Source organism: Fusibacter sp. JL298sf-3, assembly GCF_053842995.1.
Genome location: NZ_CM132608.1, coordinates 2754673 through 2780492, shown reverse-complemented (window position 1 = coordinate 2780492; position 25820 = coordinate 2754673). Strand labels below are relative to the sequence as shown.

Genomic DNA, 25820 nt, shown 5'->3' with positions numbered 1-25820 from the left:
CTCATCGCTGTTTATCATACGGTTAATCGTAAACCATTATACCACAAAAAAACGCCGAATGGTTTCGGCGTCTCTCTCGTTCAAAGGGCAGTACGGAAAACGGCCAATCGCCTTGTCATTTTCCGCACCACCATCTGTACAGCAGCGCTAAAGTCATTCCAGCGCCCTTATTATCTACTCTGAAAACATGGTGCTTACAGAATCGTTGTTGAAAATTCTTCTAATCGCTTCAGCAAAAATCGGAGCAACAGACAGCGATGTCACGTTGTCCAGCGCTTTCATTTCGTCTGAGATGTTAATGGTGTTGAGAACAATCAGTTCTTTAATCGGTGCATCTTTAATTCTGTCAACTGCTGGACCCGAGAACACACCGTGTGTACAGCAGGCGTAGATGTCTTTGGCACCGAGGTCTTTTAAAGCTTTAACCGCATTGCAAATCGTACCAGCTGTATCGATCATATCGTCAATAAGGACGACATTTTTACCTTTAACTTCTCCGATGATGTTCATAATCTCAGAGACATTGGCCTCCGGTCTTCTTTTGTCGACGATGGCAATCGGCGCACCGAGTTTGTGCGCAAAGTCTCTTGTACGCGTTACAGAACCGAGGTCAGGAGCTACAATTACTAGGTCTTTCAAGTCTTTTTGCTTAAAGTAGTCGACGATAATCGGTGCACCTTTTAAGTGATCCAGCGGAATGTCGAAGTACCCTTGAATTTGTGATGCGTGTAGATCCATCGTCAAGACGCGATCTGCACCTGCAGCCACAATAAGGTTCGCCACCAGCTTCGCTGAAATAGGATCTCTCGCCTTTGCTTTACGGTCTTGTCTCGCGTAGCCGTAATACGGTACAACCGCTGTAATGCGACCGGCAGACGCACGTTTAAGCGCATCGATCATAATTAAAAGTTCCATCAAGTAATCGTTGACTTTGGGAAGTGAGAACGATTGAACGACAAAAACGTCCACGCCGCGAACCGTTTCGTTGATATTGACTGATATCTCACCGTCGCTAAAAGTTTTTACAATGCCGTCTCCCATCGGCAGTCCCAGCTCTCCGCAAACCTCTTTCGCTAGGCCTTGACTCGCATTACAAGCAAAAACCTTTATCTTCTTACCCCTAGTATGCATTGTTTCCTCCTACTTTTTCTTTTTGTATTTACCAGACCAATCGGTCTTATTAACTTGTCTCGCACGCGCTATGCCGAGCGCCTCTGACGGCACGTCTTCTGTAATAGTTGAACCGGCGGCCACATAGGCATTCTGTCCCACTGTAACAGGCGCAACCAGATTGCTATTACACCCCACAAACGCCCCCGATTCAACTTTTGTAAGATGCTTGTTCACCCCGTCGTAGTTGACGAACACGACGCCACAACCGAGGTTGACGTTTTCACCGATTTCACCGTCGCCGATATACGTCAGATGAGACACTTTGGAATGATCGCCCACTGAAGTGTTCTTAACTTCCACAAAGTCGCCGATTTTGACATCTTTCCCAATTTTTGAACCCGGTCTCAAATACGCATAAGGGCCTATTTTTGACATGTCGTCTACAAACGCTTGCTTTAGCGTGGAATGCTTAACAGTGACACCATTGCGTATCTCGGTATCTTCAATATCGGCACTCGGTCCGATTTCGCAGTGGGCACCAATGACGGTGCGCCCCTTCAGCACGCAGTTCGGGTAAATGACCGTATCCTGCCCAATCACCACATCTGCTCCAAGGTATGTCGTAGAAGGTCTTAGGAAGGTGACGCCAGACAATTGATGCTTTCTCAGCAACCGCGCCTGCAACACTTCATCAGCTTCTGCAAGTGCCGCCTTGTCGTTAATCCCTAAAAAAGACTCCGCGTCCGGCGCAACGTATGCGTCTACTTTCTTCCCTTTATTTTTCAATATGCTGTACACATCTGTAAGGTAGTACTCTTTTTGTGCGTTGTCGTTGGTCAAATGCCCTAGCGCCCACTTGAGGGATGCCGCATCAAAGAGACCGATGCCGCTGTTGACTTCTGTAATCAAAGCTTCTTCTGTTGTGGCGTCTTTTTGCTCAACGATACAACTAAACTGGCCGCTTGAGTCGCGTACGATGCGCCCGTAGCCCTGTGGTGGGTCTACAACCATCGATATAAGGCTCGCTTCGTTGCCACTGGTGCGATGAAATTCGACAAATGCCTTAAGCGTTTCTTCCGACAGGAGCGGCGTGTCACCGCAGAGAATCAAAACCTGTCCTTCACTCAAATAGCTTTCCGCCATCATCACTGCGTGTCCCGTGCCCTGTGGGTTTTCCTGAACCGCAAACGCCACTTCTTCATCGCCTAGAGCTTCCATAACCGCTTCTTTACCGTGGCCGACCACAACCACCGTTTGGTCGCTGCCCAATTGTCTCGACAACGCCGTCACGTGTTTCACAAGCGGCTTAAACGCGATTTCGTGAAGCACTTTCGGTTTTTCAGATTTCATGCGTTTGCCAAAACCGGCTGCCAATATAATGGTCGTTAGTGACATAGACAATCCTTTCTCTAAAAAAGCGATTGTACGGAACAACCGCCTATAATATCTCTTACAACAGGCGTTTCTTAAATTTTAGTCACGCAAATTATAACACTTTTTAATTAAAAACGAAACATCAAATGCGAAAAATGACAAATAATTCGTAAACAGCTTACAGACGCACAAAAGGCTAAGGCCACGGCCTTAACCTTTTCTGTACAGCTCAAAACAATTGTTTCGACGATTACACTGTTTCGTACACGTCGCTTTCAACAGGTGCGTTTTTTGCCTCATCGTATGCGGCAAAAATAATGTCCTGAATCCTACTTCTCGTCTCTTGGTTAATCGGGTGCGCAATATCTCTGTAATCCGCTTCTCCCACCTTGCGACTCGGCATGGCGACAAACAATCCGTTTTGCCCCTCGATTACTTTGATGTCATGGATAACAAATGCATCATCAAATGTTAACGATACGACGGCTTTCATTTTTCCATCATCTTTGAGTTTTCTAATTCTTACGTCCGTGATATTCATTCTCTATCCCCCTTAAGTTAGCTGTAAAAGTTATATTCGATATAAATGTTAATTTTCCTTCTTTTTTTTGAGACTTTTTATTATTTTTTTCGATTTTTTTTACTTTTAAGCATTTTTCAAGGGATTTTAGACGTTTTTACAGGTAATTTTGATTTGGGTAAACGACAATTTCTTCACGATCGTTTACGCCTTCGTACTGAATAAGGGACATGTAATTCTGCACCAGCTTGACCTCCGGTTTAATGGAGTCGAACAGCACGCAGATTCCCGCCACTTCGCATTCGAGTTCTTCCACGAGCTGCACCATCCCCTTTGCCGTGCCCCCCGCCTTCATAAAGTCGTCGACGATAAGCACCTTCGAGTGGCGCGCAATGGCGTTCTTAGAAATGTACATGGTCTGTAGCGCTCCTGTGGTGCCCGAAATGTAATTGATGCTTATTTTAGGCCCTTCTGTCACCTTGTTCTCATGTCGAGCGATAACCAGTGGTACATTTAAACCGCGAGCAGTCATCATGGCAATGGGAATCCCCTTTGTCTCAACTGTAAGCACATAGTCCACACGGTTGTGCTCGCCACTAAAACGTTCGGCAAAGATATCTCCAATGCCCTGTGTATACGCGGGATTGTACAGGACATCCGCCATATAAAGGTACTTGCCCGGCATAATTCGTTCGGGTTTGCGAATGTCCTCACAGATTTTCTCAATCAGTGCGAGTTTTTCCGCCTTGCCTCTGCTCGGGACGTATTTGGCGCCGCCTGCGGCACCGGCTATGGTAATGACCTTCCCTAGCGACAAATCCTCCATAATCTTTTTGACGATGACGAGGTCTTCGCTGATGGTCGATTTGGCAGAGTCGAACATCTCCGTAAAGAAGTTCAGTGTAAAGACTTTATTGGGCGCATCGCAAAGAATTTTCACAATGGCGCCAATGCGTTCATTTCGTTTTAATTTACTCACAACATCACACTCCGAATATTTTAGCTTTATTACTCTAATTTTATTCGTTTTTTGAGTGAACTTCAATAGTTTTTACTTAAAATAATCGTATTATCAATTTAATGCAATCTGTGTTATAATCTATATGGTTTTAATTTAGACGAAAAGGAGTTCATTTATGATAGATTTAAGCACTGTCAAACGCATTCATTTTATTGGCATTGGAGGCGTTAGTACAAGCGCTATTGCACAAATTCTCGCCAAGCGTGGATTTGAAGTTTCAGGCAGCGACAAGTCGCATTCCGCCTACACGAAACACCTAGAAGCGATAGGCATTCAAGTTTTCCTAGGTCACCAAGCTGAGCAAGTTGACGGTGCCGACTTAATCGTCTACACAGCCGCAGTCCACGATAGCAATCCGGAGATGGTACGGGCAAATGAACGCGCCATTCCGTGCCTCAGCCGCGCCGAGATGCTCGGTCAACTGATGCTCGACTACGAAAACAGCATCTGTATCGCCGGCACACACGGCAAGACGACATCGACGTCTATGACGACCAAGATTCTCAACACGCCTAGTCTCGACCCCACAGCATTGGTCGGCGGCCTACTGGAAGACCTCAACAGCAACGTCATCATTGGCGAAGGCTCTATTTTCTTAACGGAAGCCTGCGAGTATACAGACAGCTTTCTATCGTTCTTCCCTAAAATAGGGGTTATTTTAAATGTAGACGAAGACCACCTTGACTACTTTAAAAATCTGGACAACATCATCCAGTCGTTTGTGGCGTTTACGCAGAATATTAAAGACGACGGCGTCCTCATTATCAATGGCGACGACTACAACTCTAAGAAGATTTTACCTTACTATAAAGGCCGCACACGCACTTTCGGTATCTCGGACAGTTGCGATGTCGTGGCGCACGGCATCACTTACGATGACTTCGGTCTTTCGACTTTCAGCGTCTCTGTCAAAGGCGAGCGCATTGGCACATTTAACCTCAATGTTCCGGGGAGCCACAACATTTACAACGCTCTGGCAAGCATCTGCGTAGCCCTTGAAATCGGTGTAGAAGTCAAGGACATCGCAACGCGTTTGGAAGCATTTAAAAATTCGCATCGACGATTTGAAAAAATCGGCATGTTCAACGGCGCCACCGTTGTCGACGACTATGCCCACCATCCGACGGCGATTAAGGCCACACTTGAAGCCGCCTCTAAAATCCAGTCGGTCACGCGAACGCGGGTCATCTACCAACCGCATACGTACACGCGTACTAAAGAGCATTTGCACGAGTTCTCCAGTGCTTTTCATCAAGCAGACGAGGTCATTCTATGCGATATTTACCCATCGCGAGAAGAGGACATTTACAACATCCATTCAAAAGACCTGTTGGAACTCATTCGCGCAGAAGGCATTTCTGCAAAATACTATGACAACTTCGACGACATTGTCGCCTATATCCGAGAAACCGCTGCCGCAGGAGAACTGATCTTCACAATGGGCGCAGGCTCTGTGACGCAAATAGCGCCACGACTTGTAGCAACAGAATAACGACTAAAAGGAAGCCCAAGGGCTTCCTTATTTTTATTGTACACTTTAGTGTGTTTTGAATCACGAAGTGTTCAAAACAAATAAACCACTCGCTATGCGAGTGGAGGGATTGGCTTTAGCTTCAAGCAAAAAGAACCTCCGTTTTAGTATACTAGTGTTGGTTTGCCGACCGCACTAGCTAAAAAGGAGGAACGTCCCGTATGGACAATCAGAGTTTAACACACACAAGATGGAACTGCAAATACCACATAGTGTTTGCACCGAAGTATAGAAGACAAGTTATTTACGGAAAATTGAAGACTGATGTTGGGAAAATATTAAGAGATTTATGTGATCGAAAAGGGATAGAAATAGTTGAAGCCGAACTGTGTTCAGATCATGTGCATATGCTGATAAGAATTCCACCTAAGTACAGCGTATCTCAAATAATGGGTTATCTAAAAGGAAAAAGTAGTCTAATTATATTTGATAGACATGCAAACCTAAAGTATAAGTATGGAAACAGACATTTCTGGTGCCGAGGATATTATGTCGACACAGTGGGAAAGAATGCAAAGAAGATTCAGGAATACATTAGAAATCAGATAGAAGAAGATAAGATAGCTGATCAGATCAGTCTGAAAGAGTACATTGACCCGTTTACGGGTAAGCAGGAGATTAAAAACAAAAAATAAACCGCTTTAGCGGTAGTTGAGAAAGTTAGTGCGCAAGGCGGACTATTCATGCACTTCCGAGTGCAGCAGGTACCAGCCCCTTATAGGGGCAGAACAAACCGCCGGCTAAGCCGGCGGTCATGATTTAGACAACAAGATTTGAGCCGAAGGGCTTTCCGCGAATGTTTAACACGGCAAGGCGTCAGCGAAAAACGGTTAGCGATGCCGGAGGCATGACTAATGTTGTTAGACGACCGGTGAGGCGCCGCTTCAGTCGATGCTAGGCGACTCGATTCCGGCGTACTCATAAACCCACTCGTGAAGGTTCTCCTTAATATAAGGGAGTTCAATCTGATCAATCAGCTCTTTCAGCGCGGTATCAAACCCTCTATAAGTTGAACGTCCTGCCACTTGAGAATCAACTTCTGGGTCGACCTTACCAGTGGCTGATACTTTAAAAAAGTTGTGTAAACGCGCGACTTCTTCACGGAAGAGTTCAACCGTAGCCCTCTCGGGAAGCGTTTCAGACTCGGACCACATTCTAGCCAAATTTGCATAAGTGGTAAAAAGCGCTTCATACGCATCTGAATAAAAATCTGATTCATCATCGATGTAATGATAGTATCGTCCAAAATCTCTCATGTAATTACCAATAACAATTCCATCGAGGTCTTTAGCCACCCATTCCAGATTTTTTCTTTTTACAAACTCCGATACGTCCTCTGACAAATAGCTTTCGAGTCCTGATAATGCAAACTTCGCATGATGAAAATGCACTTCATTCATCTTCTTCAAAAACTGCTCTTCAATATGCTGTTCAGCGCGGTTACACTTCTGAACACTCCCGTAAATGTACCAAACAAGCACGCCGACGATAAGCAAAAGCAAGAGCAAAAGCCACCGGCGTCTATATGAATAAAGCTTCTCCCATCGGCTATTTTGATTTTCCATGCATCCTCCTCTCTAGTGTCCTGTCTCGTTGAGATTTAATTAAAAATGCCAGATAGTCTGTATCCATGCAAGGCAAACTATCGACGACAATGCGGGATAGTGTCGAGAGAGTTTAACGCCACAATGATGCAGAGTAGATGTGCCGTTTTTTTAATGGTGATCGATCCAGGACACTAGCACTAAACGTTGTTTGTTAAGCAACACATTAATTAAATCGAATTTGTCGTTTAATATAAATATTCCTTCTTACTCAAAACAAATAATAGTCTATGCCTACTTAAAGAGCCCCACGCATCATCTTTAGTAAGATGCGTGGGGCTTTTTGCTTAATTTTCTACAAGGTTTTTAGGGCTTCACTCGTCAAAGCAAGGCGCAATGTCATTACTCATACGGTGGTTCTAACATTGCATAATAGTAAAGCCCAACACTAAGATTCTCCTTGATATAAGTAAATTCAATCTGTTCAACTAACGTACTTATAGCAACTCGAAAATGTCTATAAGTCGTACGTCCCGCTACTTGAGAATCACCTTCCGGGTCGATTTCGCCGGTATCCGATACTTTAAAAAAATTGCGTAAACGTGTAATCTCTTCACGGAAGAGTTCCACTGAAGCCCTCTCGGGAAGCTCTTCAGACTCGGACCACATTCTAACCAAACTTGCATAAGTGGTAAAAAGTTCTTCGTACACATCTGGATAAAAATCTGATTTTTCATCGACATAATGATAATACCGACCAAAATCATCCATATAATTGCCGAGAGCTACCCCCTCGAGACATTTTGCCACCCACTCCAAATCCCTTCTTTTTTCAAACTCCGATCCGCCCTCTGATAAATAGCCTTCGAGCCCCATTATTGCAAACTCGGTATGACGAAAATGTACTTCATTCATCTTCTTCAGAAATTGCTCTTCAACATATCGTTCAGCGCGGTTACGCTCCTGGACAATCCCATAAATGTACCAAACGAGCACGGCGACGATAAGCAAGAGCAAAAGCCACCGGCGTTTATTCAAATAAAACTTCTCCCATCGGCTAATTTGATTTTCCATGCATCCTCCTCTATCTAGTACTAAACGCTGTTTGTTAAGCAACACAGTACGTTAACTGTAGCGTGTATGCCATTCGATATAAATAATCCCACTGTATTGAAAGTCAAACAAACAATAGTCTATGCCTACTCAAAGAGCCCCACGCCTCTCACAAAAGAGGATGCGTGGGGCTCTTTGCTTAATTTTCTAAAAGGTTTTTAGGACTTTGCTGGTCGCAGCAAGGCTTAGACTTCAGTCGATGTTAGGCGACTCCAATCGACCATAGCGATATAGTACATAGCTAAGATTCTCTTTTATATAGGGAAGTTCTATCTGTTCAACAAGTGCGCCCAAAGCAATGCCAAAATCTCTATATGTTGAGCGTCCTGCCACTTGAGAATCACTTTCTGGGTCGAGCTCGCCGGTGTCCGATACTTTAAAAAAATCGCCCAAGCGTGCAACCTCTTCCAAGTAAAGTTCAACCGTAGCCCTCTCGGGAAGTGTTTCAGCCTCAGACCACATTCTAGCCAAATTTGCATAAGTGGTAAAAAGCTCTTCATACGCAGCTGGATTAAAATCTGATTTTTCATCGATATAGCGATAATACCAACCAAAATCATCCATATAATTACCGATAACAATTTCTTCGAGGTCATTAGCCACCCATTCCAGCTTTTTTCTTTTTACAAATTCCGATCCACCCTCTGACAAATAGCTTTCGATTTCTGATATTGCAAAATTCACGCGATTAAAATGTACTTCATCCATTTTTTGAAAAAATAGCTCTTCAATATGTTGTTCAGCGCGATTGCGTGCCTCGACGATGCCGTGAATGTACCAAATAAGCATAGCGACGATAAGCAAGAGTGCAAGCCACCGGTACTTCCATAAAAATAGTTTCTCCAATCGGCTATTTTCGCTGTGCATCATCGTCTCCCTTCTCCTAAAAACAAAAGCCTACATCTCATTAATTAATACGCCAAGTTCGCTCGTGCACTGGTGAGCTACCAAGCCGTGTACTTTCAAACAAATACGCATTGTAGGATACAACACTACTACCATATACCGTGTAAGTGTTCTTGTTTTCTAACCGATATTCTAATTTAAAGTTTACCAAATCTACTCCATTATTTCTTAGTTGGGCCGGAGTATTTGCCTTAATACGCTTTATTTGAGATTTTTCCCCATACCTCATAGGAATATCACTTCTCCCTGCACGTCTTATAAATGGGGGGGTATAATTGAGCGAAGCACCGTAGGCTGATACACCAAATGATATACTGATGTCTGCATCCACTAAATACTCCCCTTCAAAAGGTGCCGAAGCGCTATAAATATAGCCAGAATTGAAAGAGCGTTCCTTCATTCCCATATCACAAGTGATATCTTTCATGCTTAACATTTTGAAAGTCGTCGTTCTACCGTTGTCCACTTGATACTCATCTACAATCTCTAAAGAGCTCGACATATACCCTACTTCTCCATTTCTAAATGTAGTTATTCCTAACTCGTAGACAATTGTAAGTTCTACCGGTTTTGTAGAGAGAGGATCTCTATATGTAGCTTGAAGCGTATAAGTTTGCATCCAGTCTCCTGAAGACGATAGTCGTTCTTTAAGCATATTATGCTTATCATCAACAGGCTCAACTTTAATATCCGGGGTAGCATAACGCATCCAACCGTACTCCATCCTGTATAGTTCTTCTGCTTCAACTGCCCTAGGACTATTAGCAGATAAAGTCTGATGGGTCATACGACGTCTAGAGTTATCTAAGGGCACTTCAATCCCTTCAAGGTTACCTGTTTTCTTATCGTACAAATACAATTTTAAATTTTGATCATCAAAAGACATCGCCGTAGGCACTATTCTGTTTTCACTCGCTTGAATAGAAACAATTTTACGGTTAGGTGTGACCACAGAATTATAGAACTCACCATGAATTTCCATCGACTCATTGTAAGCGCCTACATTTACATTAATTTTGCAGTCTACTTTGCCATTAGAAACATCAAATGAATCAACTTCAACAGTCATTGAACCTACTTGTTCAAGCGGTACCGACATTGCATGCGACATACTAGTAAAAACCATAACCAGTGCTACAAAAATTGATAATTTTTTAACTTTACTCATAATTCCTCCTAATATAGTTGTACTAGCGAATAAAATTCAAAACTACGATTTTGTCACTTGAAATTTATAGATGTTTAACTATTAACCCCTCCTTTCAAATTAATATAACAATTATTGATTTGAACCCCACGCACGACCAAATCACTTTAATTGTACCATATATATCCGTTTATTCCACCATAATTCTATTTATTAATTTTATTTAATTTATTATTTGTAAGATATAAAACATTTTGATTATCGTTTGGGGAGCGTTTAGCGTGATGCAACTCAGCAAAACTGCAATCAAAAAGCCCCACACATCTTACAAAAGATGATGCGTAGGGCTTTCTTACACACGAATGTGTTATACTTTATTCCGTTTCATCTGTTTCAGGCGCCTCTTCCGTCGCGTCGCCTTCCCCCTCAACCGTCTCGGGTTCAGGTTCCGGCTTTTCAACGCGGTAGATGGCCTCCATCGTCTCAACCAGTTTCTCAGGGTTGTGAATCCAGTAAGATGCCTCGTTCATATACTTCGCTTCACCCTCAATTGTGTAAAGGTGAATGTCGTCAGGATTTAGCGTCGCCGCTTTTAACCCATAGGTCAACGCCTCTTCAAAAGTCAAATCCGTTTTAACGTATTTATTAGAAATAACTGTGTTGAGAACTGCCGAGAGATTTTCTCCAACCGTTTTGCTAATCATCGCCTTGACAAAAGCCTGCTGTCTCGGAATACGAATCACATCGCCTTCTTGAATTGTACCTGAGTCATTTTTTCTAAACCTTAAAAACTGTAGCGTCTGGTTGCCGTTTAACGTCTGGTAACCTTTTTGTAAATTGATATGGAAGTTCCCAGCGTAGTCGTTGTAATTCATATTGTAAGGGACTTCTACCTCGTAGCCGCCCAATGTATCAACCACACTTTCCACCGCCTGCATGTCTACACGCACGTAATAGTCAATAGGCACGCCGAGAAACTCGGATAAGTACCGTTTCATGCCATTGGGACCGCCATTGTCACTCCCAAAGCCGTAAACAGCGTTCATCTTCTTTTGATCGGCTCTATTGTACCCTTGAACGTGGTGGTACGTATCCCGAGGAATGGAGAGAATATCGATACTCGGCTTTTCAGGGTCGAAGCTGAGAAACATCATCGTATCCGCCAACATGCCGTTTAAACCAAACGCGATAACATTAATGCGTCCACTGGTTTCTATGGCGCTTTCCAGCGTGCTTAAATCCACTTCCGCAACCGGCTCTTTGTCTTTATCGTCTTTATCTTTTCCGTCAACGCCCACTTCTACCGGATCTGTCGTCTTGCCGTCGCCTTTATCGTAAATAGCCTCAATTGCAAAATAAACACCGGTGAAAAGAACGAGGAACGAGAAAAATGCCACTAGAAAAAGTTTTAAATATGCTTTCATTTAAAAGTCCTTTCACGCCTCTTTTCGCCTTATTAGAATCATAGTACGCATTATATTTTATCACAACCTTCTGAAAATACATTTTTAAATTTACGTTACAGTTTACTTGGCGTAGTCGTAAAAACCCTTGCCGGTTTTACGTCCAAGCAATCCAGCGCGCACCATCTTTCTCAGAAGTGGATGCGGTCTGTACTTGGTATCGCCAAACTCCTCATAAAGCACTTCCATAATGGCGAGGTTCACATCGTTGCCGATTAAATCCGCCAGTGCCAAAGGACCGATCGGGTGGTTGGCACCGAGCATCATCGCTTGGTCGATGTCTTCTGCCGACGCAACACCGTCTGCGAGAATGCCCACCGCTTCGTTAATCATCGGAATTAAGATTCTGTTGACCACAAATCCCGGAGCTTCTTCCACTTTTACAGGTGTTTTGCCAAGACTCTCTGAAAGCGCAGTCACCTTAGTTAACGTCTCTTCGGAAGTGGCAATGCCCTTGATAACTTCAATGAGTTTCATCAACGGCACCGGATTGAAAAAGTGCATGCCGATGACGCGATCGGGGCGCTGGGTTGCCGCAGCAATTTCCGTAATCGACAGCGACGACGTATTGGTGGCAAGGATAGTCTTTTCAGAGACGACGCGGTCGAGCTCTTCAAAAATCTTTTTCTTTACTGCCATATTTTCAGTAGCCGCTTCTATAATGAGGTCGCAGTCCTTCAAATCTTCCACAGCAACCGTCAGTTGAATCTTTTGCAAAAAAGAAATCTTATCGCTTTCAGCAATTTTCTCCTTTGCTACAAGTTTTGAAAACACCTTCTCTATACCTGCAAAGCCCTTGTCTAAAACGCCTTGATCAATGTCTCTCAATACGACTTCGTGACCGCTCTGCGCGAGCGTTTGGACAATACCGGCTCCCATGGTACCGGCTCCTAATACACCAACTAACATATACGCCTCCTATCTTCCTTTAAACTCAACTTCTTCCTTTTCAATAAAAGCCTTCATGCCTCGTTTTTGATCCTCAGTTGCAAAGGAAAGGCCGAAATAAGCCGCTTCAATGCGATTGCCCTGTTCAAGAGGCACGGTGAGCCCTTCGTCGATTGCCTTCTTGCTGTAGCTGAGCGCCAGTGGCGCATTGCGGGCAATACGGCTTCCTAACGAAATAGCCTCTTCTAAAACATCTTCGTACACACCGCTAACTAAGCCCAGTTCAAGGGCCTTGTCAGCACCGATCATATCACCGGTCAAGATCATGTACTTCGCGTGCGAGACGCCGATGAGCTTTGGCAGACGTTGAGAGCCTGCAAATCCCGGGGTAATGCCGAGTTTAACTTCCGGTTGTCCGAACTTCGCTTTGGTTCCCGCCAGTCTGATATCGCATGCCAGTGCCATTTCGCAACCCCCGCCAAGGGCGAAACCGTTCACTGCTGCAATGGTGACTTTATCCATCTTTTCGATTTCCGAGAAGACGCGCTGACCCCTTCCCGCAAACTGTCGCGCTTCTTCAGCCGACATTGTGGACATCTCTTTAATATCCGCGCCGGCAACAAACGCTTTTCCGGCACCGGTAAAGACCAATACGCGCAGGCTGTCATCCTTTTTCACTTCTTCAACAAGCCTTTCCAGCGCGCCTAAAACCTCAGTGTTCAATGCGTTTAGAGCGGACGTCCGATTAAACGTCACTACGCCGACACCGTCCATCTTTTCAAATAAAATATGTGACATCAACACCTCCTAAACCTTTACCTGTTTCCTGTTAAAAGTCGTACTTTAAAAACACCGTCGCAATGACGAGTAAACACACGCCAGACACGACAAAGACATCTGCCAAATTGAATATTGGAAACGAAACAAATCGAAATTCCAAAAAGTCGACGACGTAATCGAGGCGCACGCGATCGATAAAGTTGCCCACTGCGCCTGAGATAATCAACACATACGCCCATTTGACGACCCAGTGTTGACCCGTTTTAATCGCCTTGACCATCAGCCCGGTCATCCCCAGCATAATGAGGAACGTCAGTCCGATTAAAAGCAGCTGCTTGTCGCGTAAAATGCTAAATGCTGCGCCGGTGTTCTGCGTGTATCTAAACCCTAAAATCGGATCGAGCCATTTAACCGGTCCTTTGCCGACAAGGGTTTTTACAGCCCATAGTTTGGTGAGTTGATCGGCGCCGATTAGCGCCACTACCGCCAAGAAATAACTGATCATAGATTCTCCTATTGTAAAGGCGACACAAGTCGGCCCAAAGCCTCTAAAAACTTGCGATGCCATTTTCGCTTTTTAAAAGTTTCAAGTACCAATGTTTCGCAAGACTCCAAGTCTTTGTAAAAGTCGTCTTCAAGACGCCTAATCACTTCAGTATCGTATAAAAATGCGTTCACTTCAAAGTTGATTTCCATAGACCGTATATCGAAATTGGCCGTCCCCACTGATGCACAAAGGTCGTCGACGATAACGATTTTAGAGTGGATAAACCCTTTCTGATAGCTGTAAATCTTAACCCCCGCTTCAAGCAGGCCTTCAATATTGGACTGAGAGGCCCAGTAGACAAAAAAGTGATCGGGGTTTGCCGGTATGATGATGCGGACGTCCACGCCGCTTAGCGCCGCCGTCTTTAGCCCCATGAGCAAACTTTCTTCCGGCACCAGATAAGGCGAGGTAATCCACAGCCGGTCTTTGGCGCCTGCAATCATCTTGTAGAACGCTTGTAAAATGCTCTTCCATTCTGAATCTGGTCCCGACGCGGCAATTTGAAGCAGCGATTGATGAGACACTTCAATTTTAGGGAAGTAAACTTCTTCTTCGATTTGCTCGCCTGAGACGAAGTTCCAGTCGTTTAAGAAAATCGTCTGGAGAGCATACACCGCCTCCCCCTTTAAAACGAGGTGGGTGTCGCGCCAATAGGTGAACTTTCGCCCGCCGCCGATGTACTCGTCGCCGATGTTCAATCCCCCTAAAAAAGCTACCTCACCATCGATAATGGCGATTTTTCTATGATTTCTGTAATTGAGTTCCCTCGAAAAAACCGGGAGCGCCACTTCAAAAAACGGCTTTATTTCCACGCCTGCCGCTTGAAGCCGTCCCGTGTAACGCCTACCGAGCGCCCACGATCCCACGTCGTCGTAAACCACCCGTACTTTAACGCCTTCTTTTGCCTTTTTAATGAGAACTTCTGCAATTTCGTTCCCTATGGCATCGTCTTTGATGATAAAGTACTCCATGTGAATATGATGTTTGGCTTTTAACATATACGCCATGAGACGCTTGAACTTTGTCTTGCCGTCAGAGAGCACTTCGACCTCATTCGAAAGTGAAAATGGCGCTTTGGCATTTTTTAAAAGCAACTGCATGAGTCGCCTATTGGCCGGATCTTCACTGTTGGGCAAAATCATATAGTTCAATAGACTCATTTGGACTTCTGCCGCCTTGGTCATGCGGTCGGAGTCGATGAGTATCTTGTTTTCCGCACGTGACTTCTTGCGATAACTTCTGCCAAAAAGCATGTAAAACAAAAATCCGAAAAGCGGCAACAATACGAGCACCATGAGCCACGCAATCGTCCGCGAAGGGTTTTTGTTTTCTAAAAAAATGACCAGACCAATCCAAAGTACATTGACGCGTATCAACACGCGCAAAACGGTATACACCGTTCTCAACAGGGGCGTTGAGGAAAAGAACGCGTCAAAAGCGCCGAAAGCAAAGCATGAAACGAGAGCGAGAATCGCCACCACTGCACCGCCAAAAACTATTTTTTTGACTGTCTTTTCCATAATACACCTCTTGTCTACTAAGTCCTGAACGTCGCTTCCAGCCTATAAATCGGCTGACCTAGGTTCACAAACTTCTCTTCATATTCTGTCATGACATTTTCAATTGTTAAATTGTGATGCAAGTCCAGTGATATGGAACGCATCACCCAATCGCATTCTGCGAGTTCGTTTAACGAGAACTCAAATAAGCGTCGGTTGTCCGTCTTAAAGTGTACCCACCCGTCGGATTTTAGAACCCGCGCATAGCGCTCAAGAAAGCGTCTGTACGTCAAACGTCTTCTATGGTGACGCCTCTTAGGCCACGGGTCTGAAAAATTCAAGTAGATGCGATCCAGCGCCTCTGCTTCAAAGACCTCTTCGAGATTTGCAAGGTCCATCAAAATGAGTTTGACATTGGACAGTCCTTCCGCCTCCATCAGTTGCGCCGCCTTTAAAGCGATTTCGGGGACGACGTCTACCATAATATAATTGATTTCAGGATGCAACTTCGCCATCCCGACTATAAAGCGCCCCTTTCCGCCGCCAAACTCCGCGTGGATTGGTCGGTCGTTTCCAAATGCTTCCGACCATCTGCCTTTATAGCTTTCCGGCGTCTCGATAAAATACGCGTCTATGGCCTGTAGCGCCTCATAAGACCCCGGCTTTCTTCTAACTCTCAAATGTAACACCTCAATTTTCTATTTAGTCTTCTGTAAACATCCTTGGATTCTCTCGCCATTTTAAGAGCGTTTCATAGGATGACGCATCGATATACCCTTTTTCAACGGCTATCGGCAACAGCGTTTCGTAATCGGTCAATGTGCCAAACGGAATGTGCTTTTCTTCAAAACGCTCTGCAACCTGTTTGAAGTTGTAGCTAAAAATCCCCAGACAACCAATGACGTCTGCCCCTTCTGATATAAGGGCTTCACACGCCTTTACCGAGCTGCCACCAGTTGAAAAGAGATCCTCTATTAGGACGACTTTTGCACCTGCAGGTAAATGTCCTTCCGTCTGTTTGCCCTTGCCATGCCCTTTAGGCGTGCTGCGCACGTAGACCATCGGAAGATCTAATAAATCGGCGACCCAAGCGGCATGTGGTATTCCCGCTGTAGCTGTTCCCGCTATAATCTCCACTGACGGAAAGCGCGTTTGAATAGCGTCGGCAAACCCCTTTGCTATGCGCTTTCTTACCGCCGGATAACTGATGGTCATACGGTTGTCACAATAAACTGGCGATTTTATCCCAGATACCCATGTAAACAAGTGGTTTTCATCGACAACCGTTACAGCTTTAATCTCTAATAATGATTCTGCAATCTCTCTTGATACCATGTGTAAGCTCCTTTTAAGTTTTTTTATATGGCAACCGTTAACGGCTGTTCACATGCTACTATTTTATCAAAATACCGGCGTAAAGGCTATGGTTTTTTACACCCGACCTCGCGACGTGTGCGCCAAGCACTTTTTACAGCCGGTGAAGCGTCCTCTGCATCGGTGCTTTTCTTTTGTATGCTACCGCATTATTTGAGTGCGCGGCCGTAGCCTTTAACCTTCTAAGTAACCTGTGTAGCAGTGCGTTATTCTTTTTTAAGAGATGTATTTATCTGTTTAAAAAAGAGGCACTCAACCTTTTTACCGGTAATTGCATTGAACATCAGCCGCTATCCCGTCTCTGTTACCGCTTCTGTTTTCGTCGTCCCTCATTCAGCTTAGCATCTACTCAATAGACATGACAGTCGGCAACTCTCCCTTCAATCAAAATGCCTTTTTTTAGAATTTAAAGAGCTCCAAAACTTACCTCCATTTTCTCAAAATTCCCCCTTCACAAATCTGAAATTTGTGGTACAATATTATTACTGACGGTCGATTAGCTCAGTTGGTAGAGCACTACCTTGACATGGTAGGGGTCGTGGGTTCGAGTCCCGCATCAACCACCAAAAGCGAAAGCAGCTTCGGAATATTTCCGAAGTTGCTTTTTTTATACGTACTTTTCTAGGCTGCTCTCATAAGTTTTATAGACGCATCACAACCGCCCCCGCTCACTTTCTATTGTCTCAATAAAAAACAACCGCAATGACTGTGCATCTTCGCGGTTGTTAAATGTTTTATTTCTTTCTCTTTGCCACTGTTAGCAAAAGGCCCAATGCCATCGACAACATAGCCGCCGCTAAAACGCGGTAATTCTCAGGCAATAAAAACGTGATGGTATGTGCAGGTACCCAGAAGAATGGTACCGTCTTAAACAGTACAAAACTAACAAAGCCGTTCCAGTCGATGCGACCTACAATTTGATGTACTGTAGGCTTGGCTACCCCTTCGCCGTACTTAAGGTCTAAATACGTATCGGTATATCGGTGAAAAGCCATCATCGTCGGCGCAAAAGTTAAGTTCATGGTGAAGCTGATCATAAACGCCACGAAGACTTTGTACTCGCCGCCGATTAAGTACCCTTTGTCAAATGCAGCGTGAACACCGCCGGCAAAGATTTGGAAAATCAATGTAATGACCATCCCTAAAAAGCCCCAAATGACGACGCGCCATACAAATCCCGGTGCCGTTTCCCACTTGCCCTTTGTCAAACGCAAAACGAGCATTTCACCCATTGTGGCAAGCAACGCAAATTTGAAAAAACCGCCGAGATACGGATGTGCTGCCGTTGTGCTAGCAAAGATTTCATGCGTCGTCGGATAAGCGACAAAGCCGATAAACGCAATGAGTATTGCCCCCCAAATAAAATCGCCTTTCTTCAAAATGTCACCTCTATTCTTTGTTTTAAGTTAAAATAAGTCCCCCCTCATTATAGACTGTTTGCGTTAAAACTTCAACAAATTTTACAAGAGGTCAATTTTTTGTGGAATACTATTCAAAAGCGGCCGCCACCCTCTTGAGATTCTCGATGATTTCTATCTTCTGCGGACATTTCGGCTCACAGGCACCACAAGCCACACACTGCCCCGCCATGGACTCCGGCTTAAACGCCGTGTGGTACTGCTTGCGAATAGCATCGTGGGCATTGAAGATATGCGCACGGTTGAAGTACGTAAATGCCCTTGGTATCTCCACGCCGTGTGGGCACGGCATACAGTATTCGCACTGGGTGCACTTCACCTGAACTTTTGAATCATAAGCTGCCTTGACCTGAGCTACAACGGCCAGCGCGTCGCTATCCAAACGCCCCACCGCCAACCGATTGCCAATGGCGAGATTTTCTTCAAGCTGTTCTCTATTGGACATACCGCTTAAAATCACTTTGACATTTTCGAAATTCGCCACATAAGAAAGGGCCCATTCCACAGGTGACATTGTCATCTGGGCATCTTGCCACATCTCTGCGATATCTTCCGAAGGTGTGGCGAGCATGCCGCCTTTAAGTGGTTCCATAACGATAACTGGTATCCCCTTTTCTTCAGCGTATGCGAGCCCTTTCAGTCCCGCCTGCTCCTCAGTATCCATGTAATTGAGCTGAATCATGCAGACGTCCCAATTGTAGCTGTCGACAATTTCTTCAAAAAGCGGGTAGTCATCGTGGAACGAAAAACCGATGTGTTTAATCTTCCCATCTGCCTTAGCTTTTTCAATATGCTTAAAGACGTCCATAGACTTATATGTCTCCCAGTACTTCCGGTTAAGGGCGTGAAGCAGGTAAATATCAATACAGTCCGTCTCTAAGTTCGCCAGTTGTTCATCGAGATACTTCTCAAAATCTTCCGGCGCTTTGTGAAGCCAACTCGGCGACTTCGTCACCAAAGTCACCCGCTCTCTGTAACCGTCTTTCAAGGCTTTGCCCACTAGCGCTTCACTCGTCCCGCCATGGTAAGGATACGCCGTGTCGATGTATGTGACACCGGAATCAATTGCATGTCGAATAAGTGCAATGGCTTCCGGGGCATCAATCTTGCTACTGTCGCCGTCTACAATCGGCAAGCGCATGCAGCCGAATCCCAGAACAGATGCTTCAATACCGGTCTTCCCAATTAAACGTGTTTTCATAGTGCCTCCTTTATTTCTATACCCGAACTAATTTAATTGTACGTGGCAGACGCCCAAATGTCAAATTATATTCATTTTTCAGACATTTAGACGCTGCGCACCACGTAAAAAAGAACGAGGCTTGCGCCTCGCTCTTTACAAATGGTCAACCGTTTATTTTAGTATTCCATTTTAGCCAATCTTACATAACCTTCATAGCGATGTTTCGCTTGCTTCTCTGCAACGTCAAACAAATCGTTTGCAATTTCAGGGAAGTCTTTTTGAAGCATGGTATAACGGGTTTCACCCATGATAAACTCTCTGAAGCTCTCTGTCGGCTCTTTTGAGTCGAGAACAAACGGGTTCTTGCCTTCCGCTTCCACTCTAGGGTCAAAACGCCATAAATGCCAGTAGCCAGAAGTCACGGCTTCTTTCATTCTTCTTTGTGTTGTACCCATACCGGTTTTGATACCGTGAGCGATACATGGCGCGTAGCAGATGATCAGTGACGGGCCGTCGTACGCTTCTGCTTCTTGGAGGACTTTAAGTGCATGAGCCTGGTTGGCACCCATGGAAATTTGTGCCACGTAAACGTAACCGTAAGTGGTTGCCATCATGCCGAGGTCCTTTTTCTTAACTTTCATACCGGAAGCTGCAAACTTTGCAACCGCCGCAACAGGTGTCGATTTTGACGCCTGACCACCGGTATTAGAGTATACTTCTGTATCGAATACGAGAACGTTGACGTTTTCACCAGAAGCGAGGACGTGGTCGAGACCGCCGAAGCCGATATCATAAGCCCAGCCGTCGCCACCGACGATCCATACGGAACGCTTCACGAGGTAGTCTTTGTTGTCTACAGCGAATTTGAAGACCGCTTTTAACGTCTCATCTGACGTCTCTGTGCTTTCTGCAATTCGAAGGACTTCTTCAGAGGCTTTTTCAGAAGCATCGGCGTCTTCCATCGTTTCAATCCAGTTGGCAAACGCCGATTTAACTGCGTCGTCAGCACCGGTTGAAGCAACTTGAGCAAACTTTTCTTTTAATTGCTCTCTGATGGTTTTTACTGCAATGGCCATACCGTATCCGTACTCGGCATTGTCTTCAAAGAGCGAGTTCGCCCAAGCCGGACCTTTGCCTTCTGCGTTTTTGGTGTATGGTGTAGATGGTGCAGAACCGCCCCAGATTGAAGAACAACCTGTCGCATTGGCAATCATCATTCTATCGCCAAACAATTGTGTGACGGCTTTCATATAAGGCGTTTCACCACAACCTGCACAAGCGCCTGAGAATTCGAACAACGGCTGTGCAAATTGAGAACCTTTTACAGTGCTAAGTGGCATTTTATCGTCTTTAACCGGTAATGTTACTGCGTAATCCCAGTTCTTAGATTGAACTTCTGCTTGAGATTCAATTGGCTGCATAACAAGTGCTTTAACTTTTGAAGGACATACGTCAGCACAGTTACCGCAACCTGTACAGTCAAACGGAGACACTTGAATCTTATAAGCAAGACCTTCTAAGCCCTTGCCCATAGCTTTTTTCGTATTGAAGCCTTCCGGTGCATTTGCCACTTCTTCTTCAGTGAGAAGGAACGGACGGATCGCAGCGTGTGGACATACAAACGAACACTGGTTACACTGAATACAGTTGTCAATTTGCCATTCCGGTACGTTAACTGCAATACCGCGTTTTTCAAAGGCTGCACTGCCGGCATCAAATGTACCGTCTTCTCTACCTTTGAAAGTACTTACCGGAAGATCATCGCCTTTTTGAGCCGCAATCGGTCTCAAGATGTCTTTGATGAACGTCGGCTCACCTTTGGCTTCAACAACTGCTTCTTCAGCATTTGCCCACTCAGCTGGAACAGCGACCTTAACGAGTTTCTCAATGCCGAGCTCTACCGCTTTGTTGTTGAGCGCAACAATCTTCTCACCTTTGCTGCCGTAAGATTTTACGATAGCGTCTTTGAGGTATTTAACAGCATCGTCGATGTCGATGACGTCGGCGAGTTTAAAGAATGCCGCTTGCATAATCATGTTGATGCGATTGCCGAGACCGATTTCTTCTGCGATGCTCGTCGCGTCGATGGTGTAGAATTCAATTTCGTTTTTAGCGAGGTAACGCTTCATCGCTGCTGGAAGAAGGGCGCTTACCTCTTCTTGATTCCACTTGCAGTTGAGGACAAAGCGACCGCCTTTTTTAAGCCCTTTTAAGAGGTCGTATTGGTACACATACGATTGGTTGTGGCACGCTACATAATCCGCTTCGTCAATTAAGTACGTTGAACGAATTGGATTTTTACCGAATCTCAAGTGAGATACCGTGATACCGCCGGATTTTTTAGAATCGTATGAGAAATAACCTTGAGCGTACATGTCGGTCTCGTCACCGATGATTTTAATGGCGTTTTTGTTCGCCCCAACTGTACCGTCAGAACCAAGACCCCAGAATTTACATCTGATTGTACCTTTGGTTTCTGCTACGATGTTTTCTTCCACATCTAAAGACAAATTGGTTACATCGTCGTTGATACCGATAGTGAAGTCGTTAGCAGGTGTCTCTTTTTTAAGTTCGTCAAAGACGCGCTTGATTTGAGACGGTGTGGTGTCTTTTGAGCCGAGGCCGTAACGACCGCCGACCACCACCGGTGCCGCTTCTCTGTTGTAGAACATCGCTCTAACATCTTTGTAGAGCGGCTCGCCATCAGAACCCGGTTCTTTTGTTCTGTCGAGTACGGCGATGCTTTTAACAGTTGAAGGCAATACGTCGAAGAAGTATTGAGGTACCCAAGGTCTGTAAAGACGGACTTTGATCATACCGACTTTTTCGCCGCGCTCCAACAAGTAATCTATAGTTTCTTCAGCAGTTTCCACCACAGAACCCATAGCGATGATAATGCGCTCTGCATCCTCTGCGCCGTAGTAGTTGAAAGGCTTGTAGTCTCTGCCTGTGATTTTATTGATTTCATTCATGTAGTTTACAACGATTTCAGGGACAGCGTTGTAGAAATTGTTCGAAGCTTCTCTTGCTTGGAAGAAGATATCTGGGTTTTGAGCAGTTCCTCTTGTTACAGGATGGTTCGGTGCAAGCGCACTGGCTCTAAACGCTTTAATCGCTTCATGGTCTGCGAGTTTTGCAAACTCATCGTAATCGATGACTTCAATCTTTTGAATCTCATGAGACGTTCTGAAACCGTCGAAGAAATGTAAAAACGGTACGCGCGCTTTGATGGCAGATAAATGTGCCACGCCGCCGAGGTCCATAACTTCCTGAACAGAACCTGAAGCGAGCATTGCAAAGCCCGTTTGTCTCGTCGCCATGACGTCAGAATGATCGCCGAAAATTGAAAGCGCATGTGATGCAACCGCTCTCGCACTGACGTGGAAGACGCCTGGTAAAAGTTCGCCGGCGATTTTGTACATGTTCGGGATCATAAGGAGCAAGCCTTGAGACGCTGTAAACGTCGTCGTCAATGCGCCGGCTTGAAGTGAACCGTGAACAGCACCTGCTGCGCCACCCTCTGATTGAAGCTCAGAAACTAATACAGGTTGACCGAAAATATTTTTTTTGCCATTGGCAGCCCATGCATCAACTACTTCCGCCATGTTTGATGATGGGGTAATCGGATAGATTGCGGCAACGTCTGTAAATGCGTATGACACATAAGCAGCAGCCGTGTTGCCATCCATGGTTTTCATAACTCTTTTACCCATTTTAAAATAGCCTCCTTTTAATCATCATTGATTACAAGAACAATATCGTATTCGCCATACAACACTGTTTTCTGACTCGCATTACTATTTCGTTAAATAAAATACAAAGTCTTTAGGTCACTCACCCAATCGTGTCCTTCTTCATTATATAAGAGATTCAAAACAATGTAAACCGAACCCTTTTTAAATTGGACACGTTAGCATTATAGCATATTTGTATTTTGTATACAATAACAACACTGCTTTTTGTTAATGAATTCTGAAAATCTTTATTTATTACGAATTTGATGTATTTTTTTGTCTTTAAATGGGGTAAAATAAAGTATAATGTATGCTAATTTAAGCGTTTTTGGCGCAAACATTTGATAAGGAGAGGACATTACATGAATTGTAGACTGAGTATCAAAGACAAAGTGCATTGGATTGGGGTCAACGACCGCGAAACGACTTTGTTTGAAAATTATTGGCCACTGGAAAAAGGTGTTGCGTACAACTCCTACATTATCAACGATGAAAAAGTTGCTATTTTGGATACCGTTAAGTTCAACAAAACGACTGAGTATCTTGAAAAAATCAAAGAGATCATCGGCGATCGCCCAGTGGATTACTTAATCGTCAACCACATGGAGCCCGACCACTCTGGTTCTATGATCGCGCTGCTTGGCGCTTACCCCGACATGCAAATCGTCGGCAACAAAAAAACATTTCCTTTCATCGAAGGGTTCTATGGCATCAATAAAAACTTTTACGAAGTGGGCGAAGGCGATTCCATCGACCTCGGTCATCACAAACTCACTTTTTATATGACGCCGATGGTTCACTGGCCTGAAACGATGATGACGTACGACGAGACGAGTAAAATTCTCTTCTCAATGGACGCCTTTGGCGGATTTGGCGCACTCGACGGCGGTATCTTCGACGATGAAATCAACTACGAGTTCTATGAAGACGAAACGCGCCGCTATTATTCCAACATCGTGGCCAAATACAGCCCGATGGTTCAAAGAAGCTTAAAGAAGCTCGGCGGCTTGGACATTCAGATGATTGCACCGACACACGGGCCAGTTTGGCGTTCAAATCCGGGCAAAATCGTCGAACTCTACGACAAGTGGTCTCGATTTGAAGCTGAAAAAGGCGTGGTAATCGTCTACGGCTCCATGTACGGCAACACTGCGAAAATGGCGGACTACCTCGCACGTATTATCGCCGAAAACGGCATCAAAAACGTCAAAGTTTTCGACGCCTCTAAAACACACAACTCCTATATTCTCAGTGAAATATGGAAATACAAGTCTGTTGTCATCGGTTCATGTGCGTACAACACCAAGGTGTTCTCTTCTGTCGAAACCGTATTGGCAAAATTGAGCAACTCGGGACTTAAAGACCGACTGATTTCTGTGTTCGGCAACAAATCTTGGTCCGGTGGCGGCGTTTCGGGCATCGAAGCCTTCGTCGAGGACATCGGTTGGGAAAAAATTGGCCCTTCAATTGAAGCCACTTATTCTCCTAAAGACGCGGAGTTTGAAGCACTTAAAGCACTTGGAGAAGAAATTTCTACAAAACTCAACGCCCTCTACCCTGAAGAGGCGTAGCACGGCACCTAAAAAGGGACTGTTTCATAGCGATGATGTCATCGCCTTGAAAACAGTCCCTTATTTTTATGTGTATCGCTGCAAAAGCGCTGGCGGTTTAGCGCGCGCTTTGTACAATAACAGTGCCCGTCTTGCCTTCAATGCCCTCTTTCGCCTTTTCAAGCGACGTAATCAGTGCTTTTCTTCCCGGCTTAGACGCGGCAAACTGCATCGCCGCTTCAACTTTTGGCAACATACTGCCCGGCGCAAAGTGTCCTTCTTCAATGTAAGCACGTGCTTGATCGATTGAAAGATCCGAAAGCCACTTTTCTTCCGGCTTACCGAAATTTACCGCTACTTTCTCTACCGCAGTGAGGATGATGAGGTAGTCGGCGTCTAAAATTTCCGCAATTTTAGCAGAGGCAAAGTCCTTGTCGATAACCGCCGGCACTCCGATGAGCGCATGACCGTCTTCGTACACTGGAATACCGCCACCGCCAACAGTAATTACCACGTGGCCCTTTTCGACAAGTGCCGCCACGGTCTGCTTTTCAGCCACATCAATCGGCTTAGGCGACGCCACGACGCGTCTGTAACCACGACCGGCATCTTCCACCATGACATAGCCCTTTTCACTTATCAGACGCTCTGCTTCTTCTTTAGAATAGAACGCGCCAATAGGCTTTGTCGGATGCTCAAACGCCGGGTCTTCTTTGTCTACGATTACTTGTGTAACCACAGTGGCAACAGGCGTCTTCATTCCTCTGGAAAGCAATTCTTCGCGAATAGCGTTTTGAAGATGATACCCAATGTAACCTTGGCTCATTGCACCGCATTCAGGGAACGGCATTTCCGGCGTCCCCGCTGTAGAAGCGGCAGACGTCGCCATGGCGAGGTTGATCATCCCAACTTGGGGCCCGTTACCGTGTGCCAGCACGACTTCATGACCGGCTTCAATTAAATCGACAATCGGCTTCGCCGTGTTTTTAACAAGCGCCAGCTGCTCTTTTGGCGTTTTACCCAATGCGTTGCCGCCCAGGGCAACCACAATCTTATCTTTCATACACTTCACCCTCCCAAATCTTAGTATTGCGTCGCCGCATAAAAATCGCAAA

The 25820-nt window shown here is 45.1% G+C and carries 22 protein-coding genes and 1 tRNA gene; 4 read left to right on the top strand and 19 right to left on the bottom strand.

The features are described 5' to 3' along the window. Nucleotides 1-174 precede the first annotated feature (174 nt). The 4 genes from ACR6HW_RS13130 to purR form a co-directional block, all read right to left on the bottom strand. Nucleotides 175-1131 carry a ribose-phosphate diphosphokinase gene (locus ACR6HW_RS13130; protein ID WP_455728180.1) on the bottom strand — a complete coding sequence of 319 codons (957 nt, stop codon included), beginning with the start codon at nucleotides 1129-1131 and terminating at the stop codon, nucleotides 175-177. Nucleotides 1132-1140: 9 nt separating this feature from the next. Continuing rightward, entirely contained in the window at nucleotides 1141-2508 is a 1368-nt protein-coding gene (gene glmU / locus ACR6HW_RS13125) for a bifunctional UDP-N-acetylglucosamine diphosphorylase/glucosamine-1-phosphate N-acetyltransferase GlmU (RefSeq protein WP_455728179.1), read from the bottom strand. A 229-nt stretch (nucleotides 2509-2737) separates the two neighbouring features. Next, on the bottom strand, nucleotides 2738-3028 hold the full coding sequence (gene spoVG, locus ACR6HW_RS13120) for a septation regulator SpoVG (protein ID WP_455728178.1): 291 nt from the start codon (nucleotides 3026-3028) through the stop codon (nucleotides 2738-2740). Nucleotides 3029-3164: 136 nt separating this feature from the next. After that, entirely contained in the window at nucleotides 3165-3986 is an 822-nt protein-coding gene (gene purR / locus ACR6HW_RS13115) for a pur operon repressor (protein WP_455728177.1), read from the bottom strand. A gap of 157 nt (nucleotides 3987-4143) precedes the next feature. Here purR and murC point away from each other — a divergent pair, with 157 nt between their 5' ends. Together murC and tnpA are read left to right on the top strand one after the other, a co-directional pair. Next, nucleotides 4144-5520 carry a UDP-N-acetylmuramate--L-alanine ligase gene (murC, locus tag ACR6HW_RS13110; RefSeq protein WP_455728176.1) on the top strand — a complete coding sequence of 459 codons (1377 nt, stop codon included), beginning with the start codon at nucleotides 4144-4146 and terminating at the stop codon, nucleotides 5518-5520. Nucleotides 5521-5720: 200 nt separating this feature from the next. Continuing rightward, nucleotides 5721-6194 carry an IS200/IS605 family transposase gene (gene tnpA, locus ACR6HW_RS13105; protein WP_455728175.1) on the top strand — a complete coding sequence of 158 codons (474 nt, stop codon included), beginning with the start codon at nucleotides 5721-5723 and terminating at the stop codon, nucleotides 6192-6194. Between the two features lie 249 nt (nucleotides 6195-6443). On the opposite strand, the gene ACR6HW_RS13100 is transcribed toward tnpA, so the two are convergent. The 11 genes from ACR6HW_RS13100 to pyrE all read right to left on the bottom strand — a co-directional run bounded on the left by ACR6HW_RS13100 (nucleotide 6444) and on the right by pyrE (nucleotide 16781). Further along, on the bottom strand, nucleotides 6444-7124 hold the full coding sequence (locus ACR6HW_RS13100) for a hypothetical protein (RefSeq protein WP_455728174.1): 681 nt from the start codon (nucleotides 7122-7124) through the stop codon (nucleotides 6444-6446). A gap of 381 nt (nucleotides 7125-7505) precedes the next feature. Beyond that, nucleotides 7506-8177, bottom strand: a complete 672-nt coding sequence (locus ACR6HW_RS13095) for a hypothetical protein (RefSeq protein WP_455728173.1) — start codon at nucleotides 8175-8177, stop codon at nucleotides 7506-7508. A gap of 231 nt (nucleotides 8178-8408) precedes the next feature. Further along, nucleotides 8409-9086 (bottom strand): hypothetical protein, encoded by a 678-nt coding sequence (locus ACR6HW_RS13090; protein ID WP_455728172.1) that lies wholly within the window; start codon nucleotides 9084-9086, stop codon nucleotides 8409-8411. Between the two features lie 37 nt (nucleotides 9087-9123). After that, nucleotides 9124-10290 carry a hypothetical protein gene (locus ACR6HW_RS13085; protein WP_455728171.1) on the bottom strand — a complete coding sequence of 389 codons (1167 nt, stop codon included), beginning with the start codon at nucleotides 10288-10290 and terminating at the stop codon, nucleotides 9124-9126. Nucleotides 10291-10643: 353 nt separating this feature from the next. Then, nucleotides 10644-11693, bottom strand: coding sequence for an LCP family protein (locus tag ACR6HW_RS13080; protein WP_455728170.1), 1050 nt, complete (start codon nucleotides 11691-11693; stop codon nucleotides 10644-10646). 102 nt (nucleotides 11694-11795) lie between these two features. Further along, nucleotides 11796-12641 (bottom strand): 3-hydroxybutyryl-CoA dehydrogenase, encoded by an 846-nt coding sequence (locus ACR6HW_RS13075; protein WP_455728169.1) that lies wholly within the window; start codon nucleotides 12639-12641, stop codon nucleotides 11796-11798. Nucleotides 12642-12650: 9 nt separating this feature from the next. Beyond that, nucleotides 12651-13424, bottom strand: coding sequence for an enoyl-CoA hydratase-related protein (locus tag ACR6HW_RS13070; protein ID WP_455728168.1), 774 nt, complete (start codon nucleotides 13422-13424; stop codon nucleotides 12651-12653). A gap of 25 nt (nucleotides 13425-13449) precedes the next feature. After that, entirely contained in the window at nucleotides 13450-13905 is a 456-nt protein-coding gene (gene lspA / locus ACR6HW_RS13065) for a signal peptidase II (RefSeq protein WP_455728167.1), read from the bottom strand. Nucleotides 13906-13913: 8 nt separating this feature from the next. Continuing rightward, nucleotides 13914-15467: a cardiolipin synthase gene (gene cls / locus ACR6HW_RS13060; protein WP_455728166.1), complete on the bottom strand. Its 1554-nt coding sequence runs from the start codon at nucleotides 15465-15467 to the stop codon at nucleotides 13914-13916. Nucleotides 15468-15484: 17 nt separating this feature from the next. Continuing rightward, nucleotides 15485-16126 carry a tRNA (guanosine(46)-N7)-methyltransferase TrmB gene (gene trmB, locus ACR6HW_RS13055; protein WP_455728165.1) on the bottom strand — a complete coding sequence of 214 codons (642 nt, stop codon included), beginning with the start codon at nucleotides 16124-16126 and terminating at the stop codon, nucleotides 15485-15487. 22 nt (nucleotides 16127-16148) lie between these two features. After that, nucleotides 16149-16781: an orotate phosphoribosyltransferase gene (gene pyrE, locus ACR6HW_RS13050; RefSeq protein WP_455728164.1), complete on the bottom strand. Its 633-nt coding sequence runs from the start codon at nucleotides 16779-16781 to the stop codon at nucleotides 16149-16151. Nucleotides 16782-17310: 529 nt separating this feature from the next. Here pyrE and ACR6HW_RS13045 point away from each other — a divergent pair. Then, a tRNA-Val gene (locus tag ACR6HW_RS13045) sits at nucleotides 17311-17386 on the top strand. Between the two features lie 168 nt (nucleotides 17387-17554). Here ACR6HW_RS13045 and ACR6HW_RS13040 read toward each other — a convergent pair. The 3 genes from ACR6HW_RS13040 to nifJ form a co-directional block, all read right to left on the bottom strand. Continuing rightward, entirely contained in the window at nucleotides 17555-18199 is a 645-nt protein-coding gene (locus ACR6HW_RS13040) for a hypothetical protein (protein WP_455728163.1), read from the bottom strand. Nucleotides 18200-18308: 109 nt separating this feature from the next. After that, nucleotides 18309-19439 carry an aldo/keto reductase gene (locus ACR6HW_RS13035; protein WP_455728162.1) on the bottom strand — a complete coding sequence of 377 codons (1131 nt, stop codon included), beginning with the start codon at nucleotides 19437-19439 and terminating at the stop codon, nucleotides 18309-18311. 158 nt (nucleotides 19440-19597) lie between these two features. Then, the gene (gene nifJ, locus ACR6HW_RS13030) at nucleotides 19598-23134 is read right to left on the bottom strand and encodes a pyruvate:ferredoxin (flavodoxin) oxidoreductase (protein ID WP_455728161.1); all 3537 of its coding nucleotides are present in this window, start codon (nucleotides 23132-23134) and stop codon (nucleotides 19598-19600) included. A 383-nt stretch (nucleotides 23135-23517) separates the two neighbouring features. Between nifJ and ACR6HW_RS13025 the strand changes: the two genes are divergently transcribed. After that, nucleotides 23518-24726: an FprA family A-type flavoprotein gene (locus tag ACR6HW_RS13025; protein ID WP_455728160.1), complete on the top strand. Its 1209-nt coding sequence runs from the start codon at nucleotides 23518-23520 to the stop codon at nucleotides 24724-24726. Nucleotides 24727-24823: 97 nt separating this feature from the next. Here ACR6HW_RS13025 and arcC read toward each other — a convergent pair whose 3' ends face one another. Next, complete coding sequence (gene arcC, locus ACR6HW_RS13020) at nucleotides 24824-25768, bottom strand: carbamate kinase (RefSeq protein ID WP_455728159.1); 945 nt, start codon at nucleotides 25766-25768, stop codon at nucleotides 24824-24826. Between the last annotated feature and the right edge of the window lie 52 nt (nucleotides 25769-25820).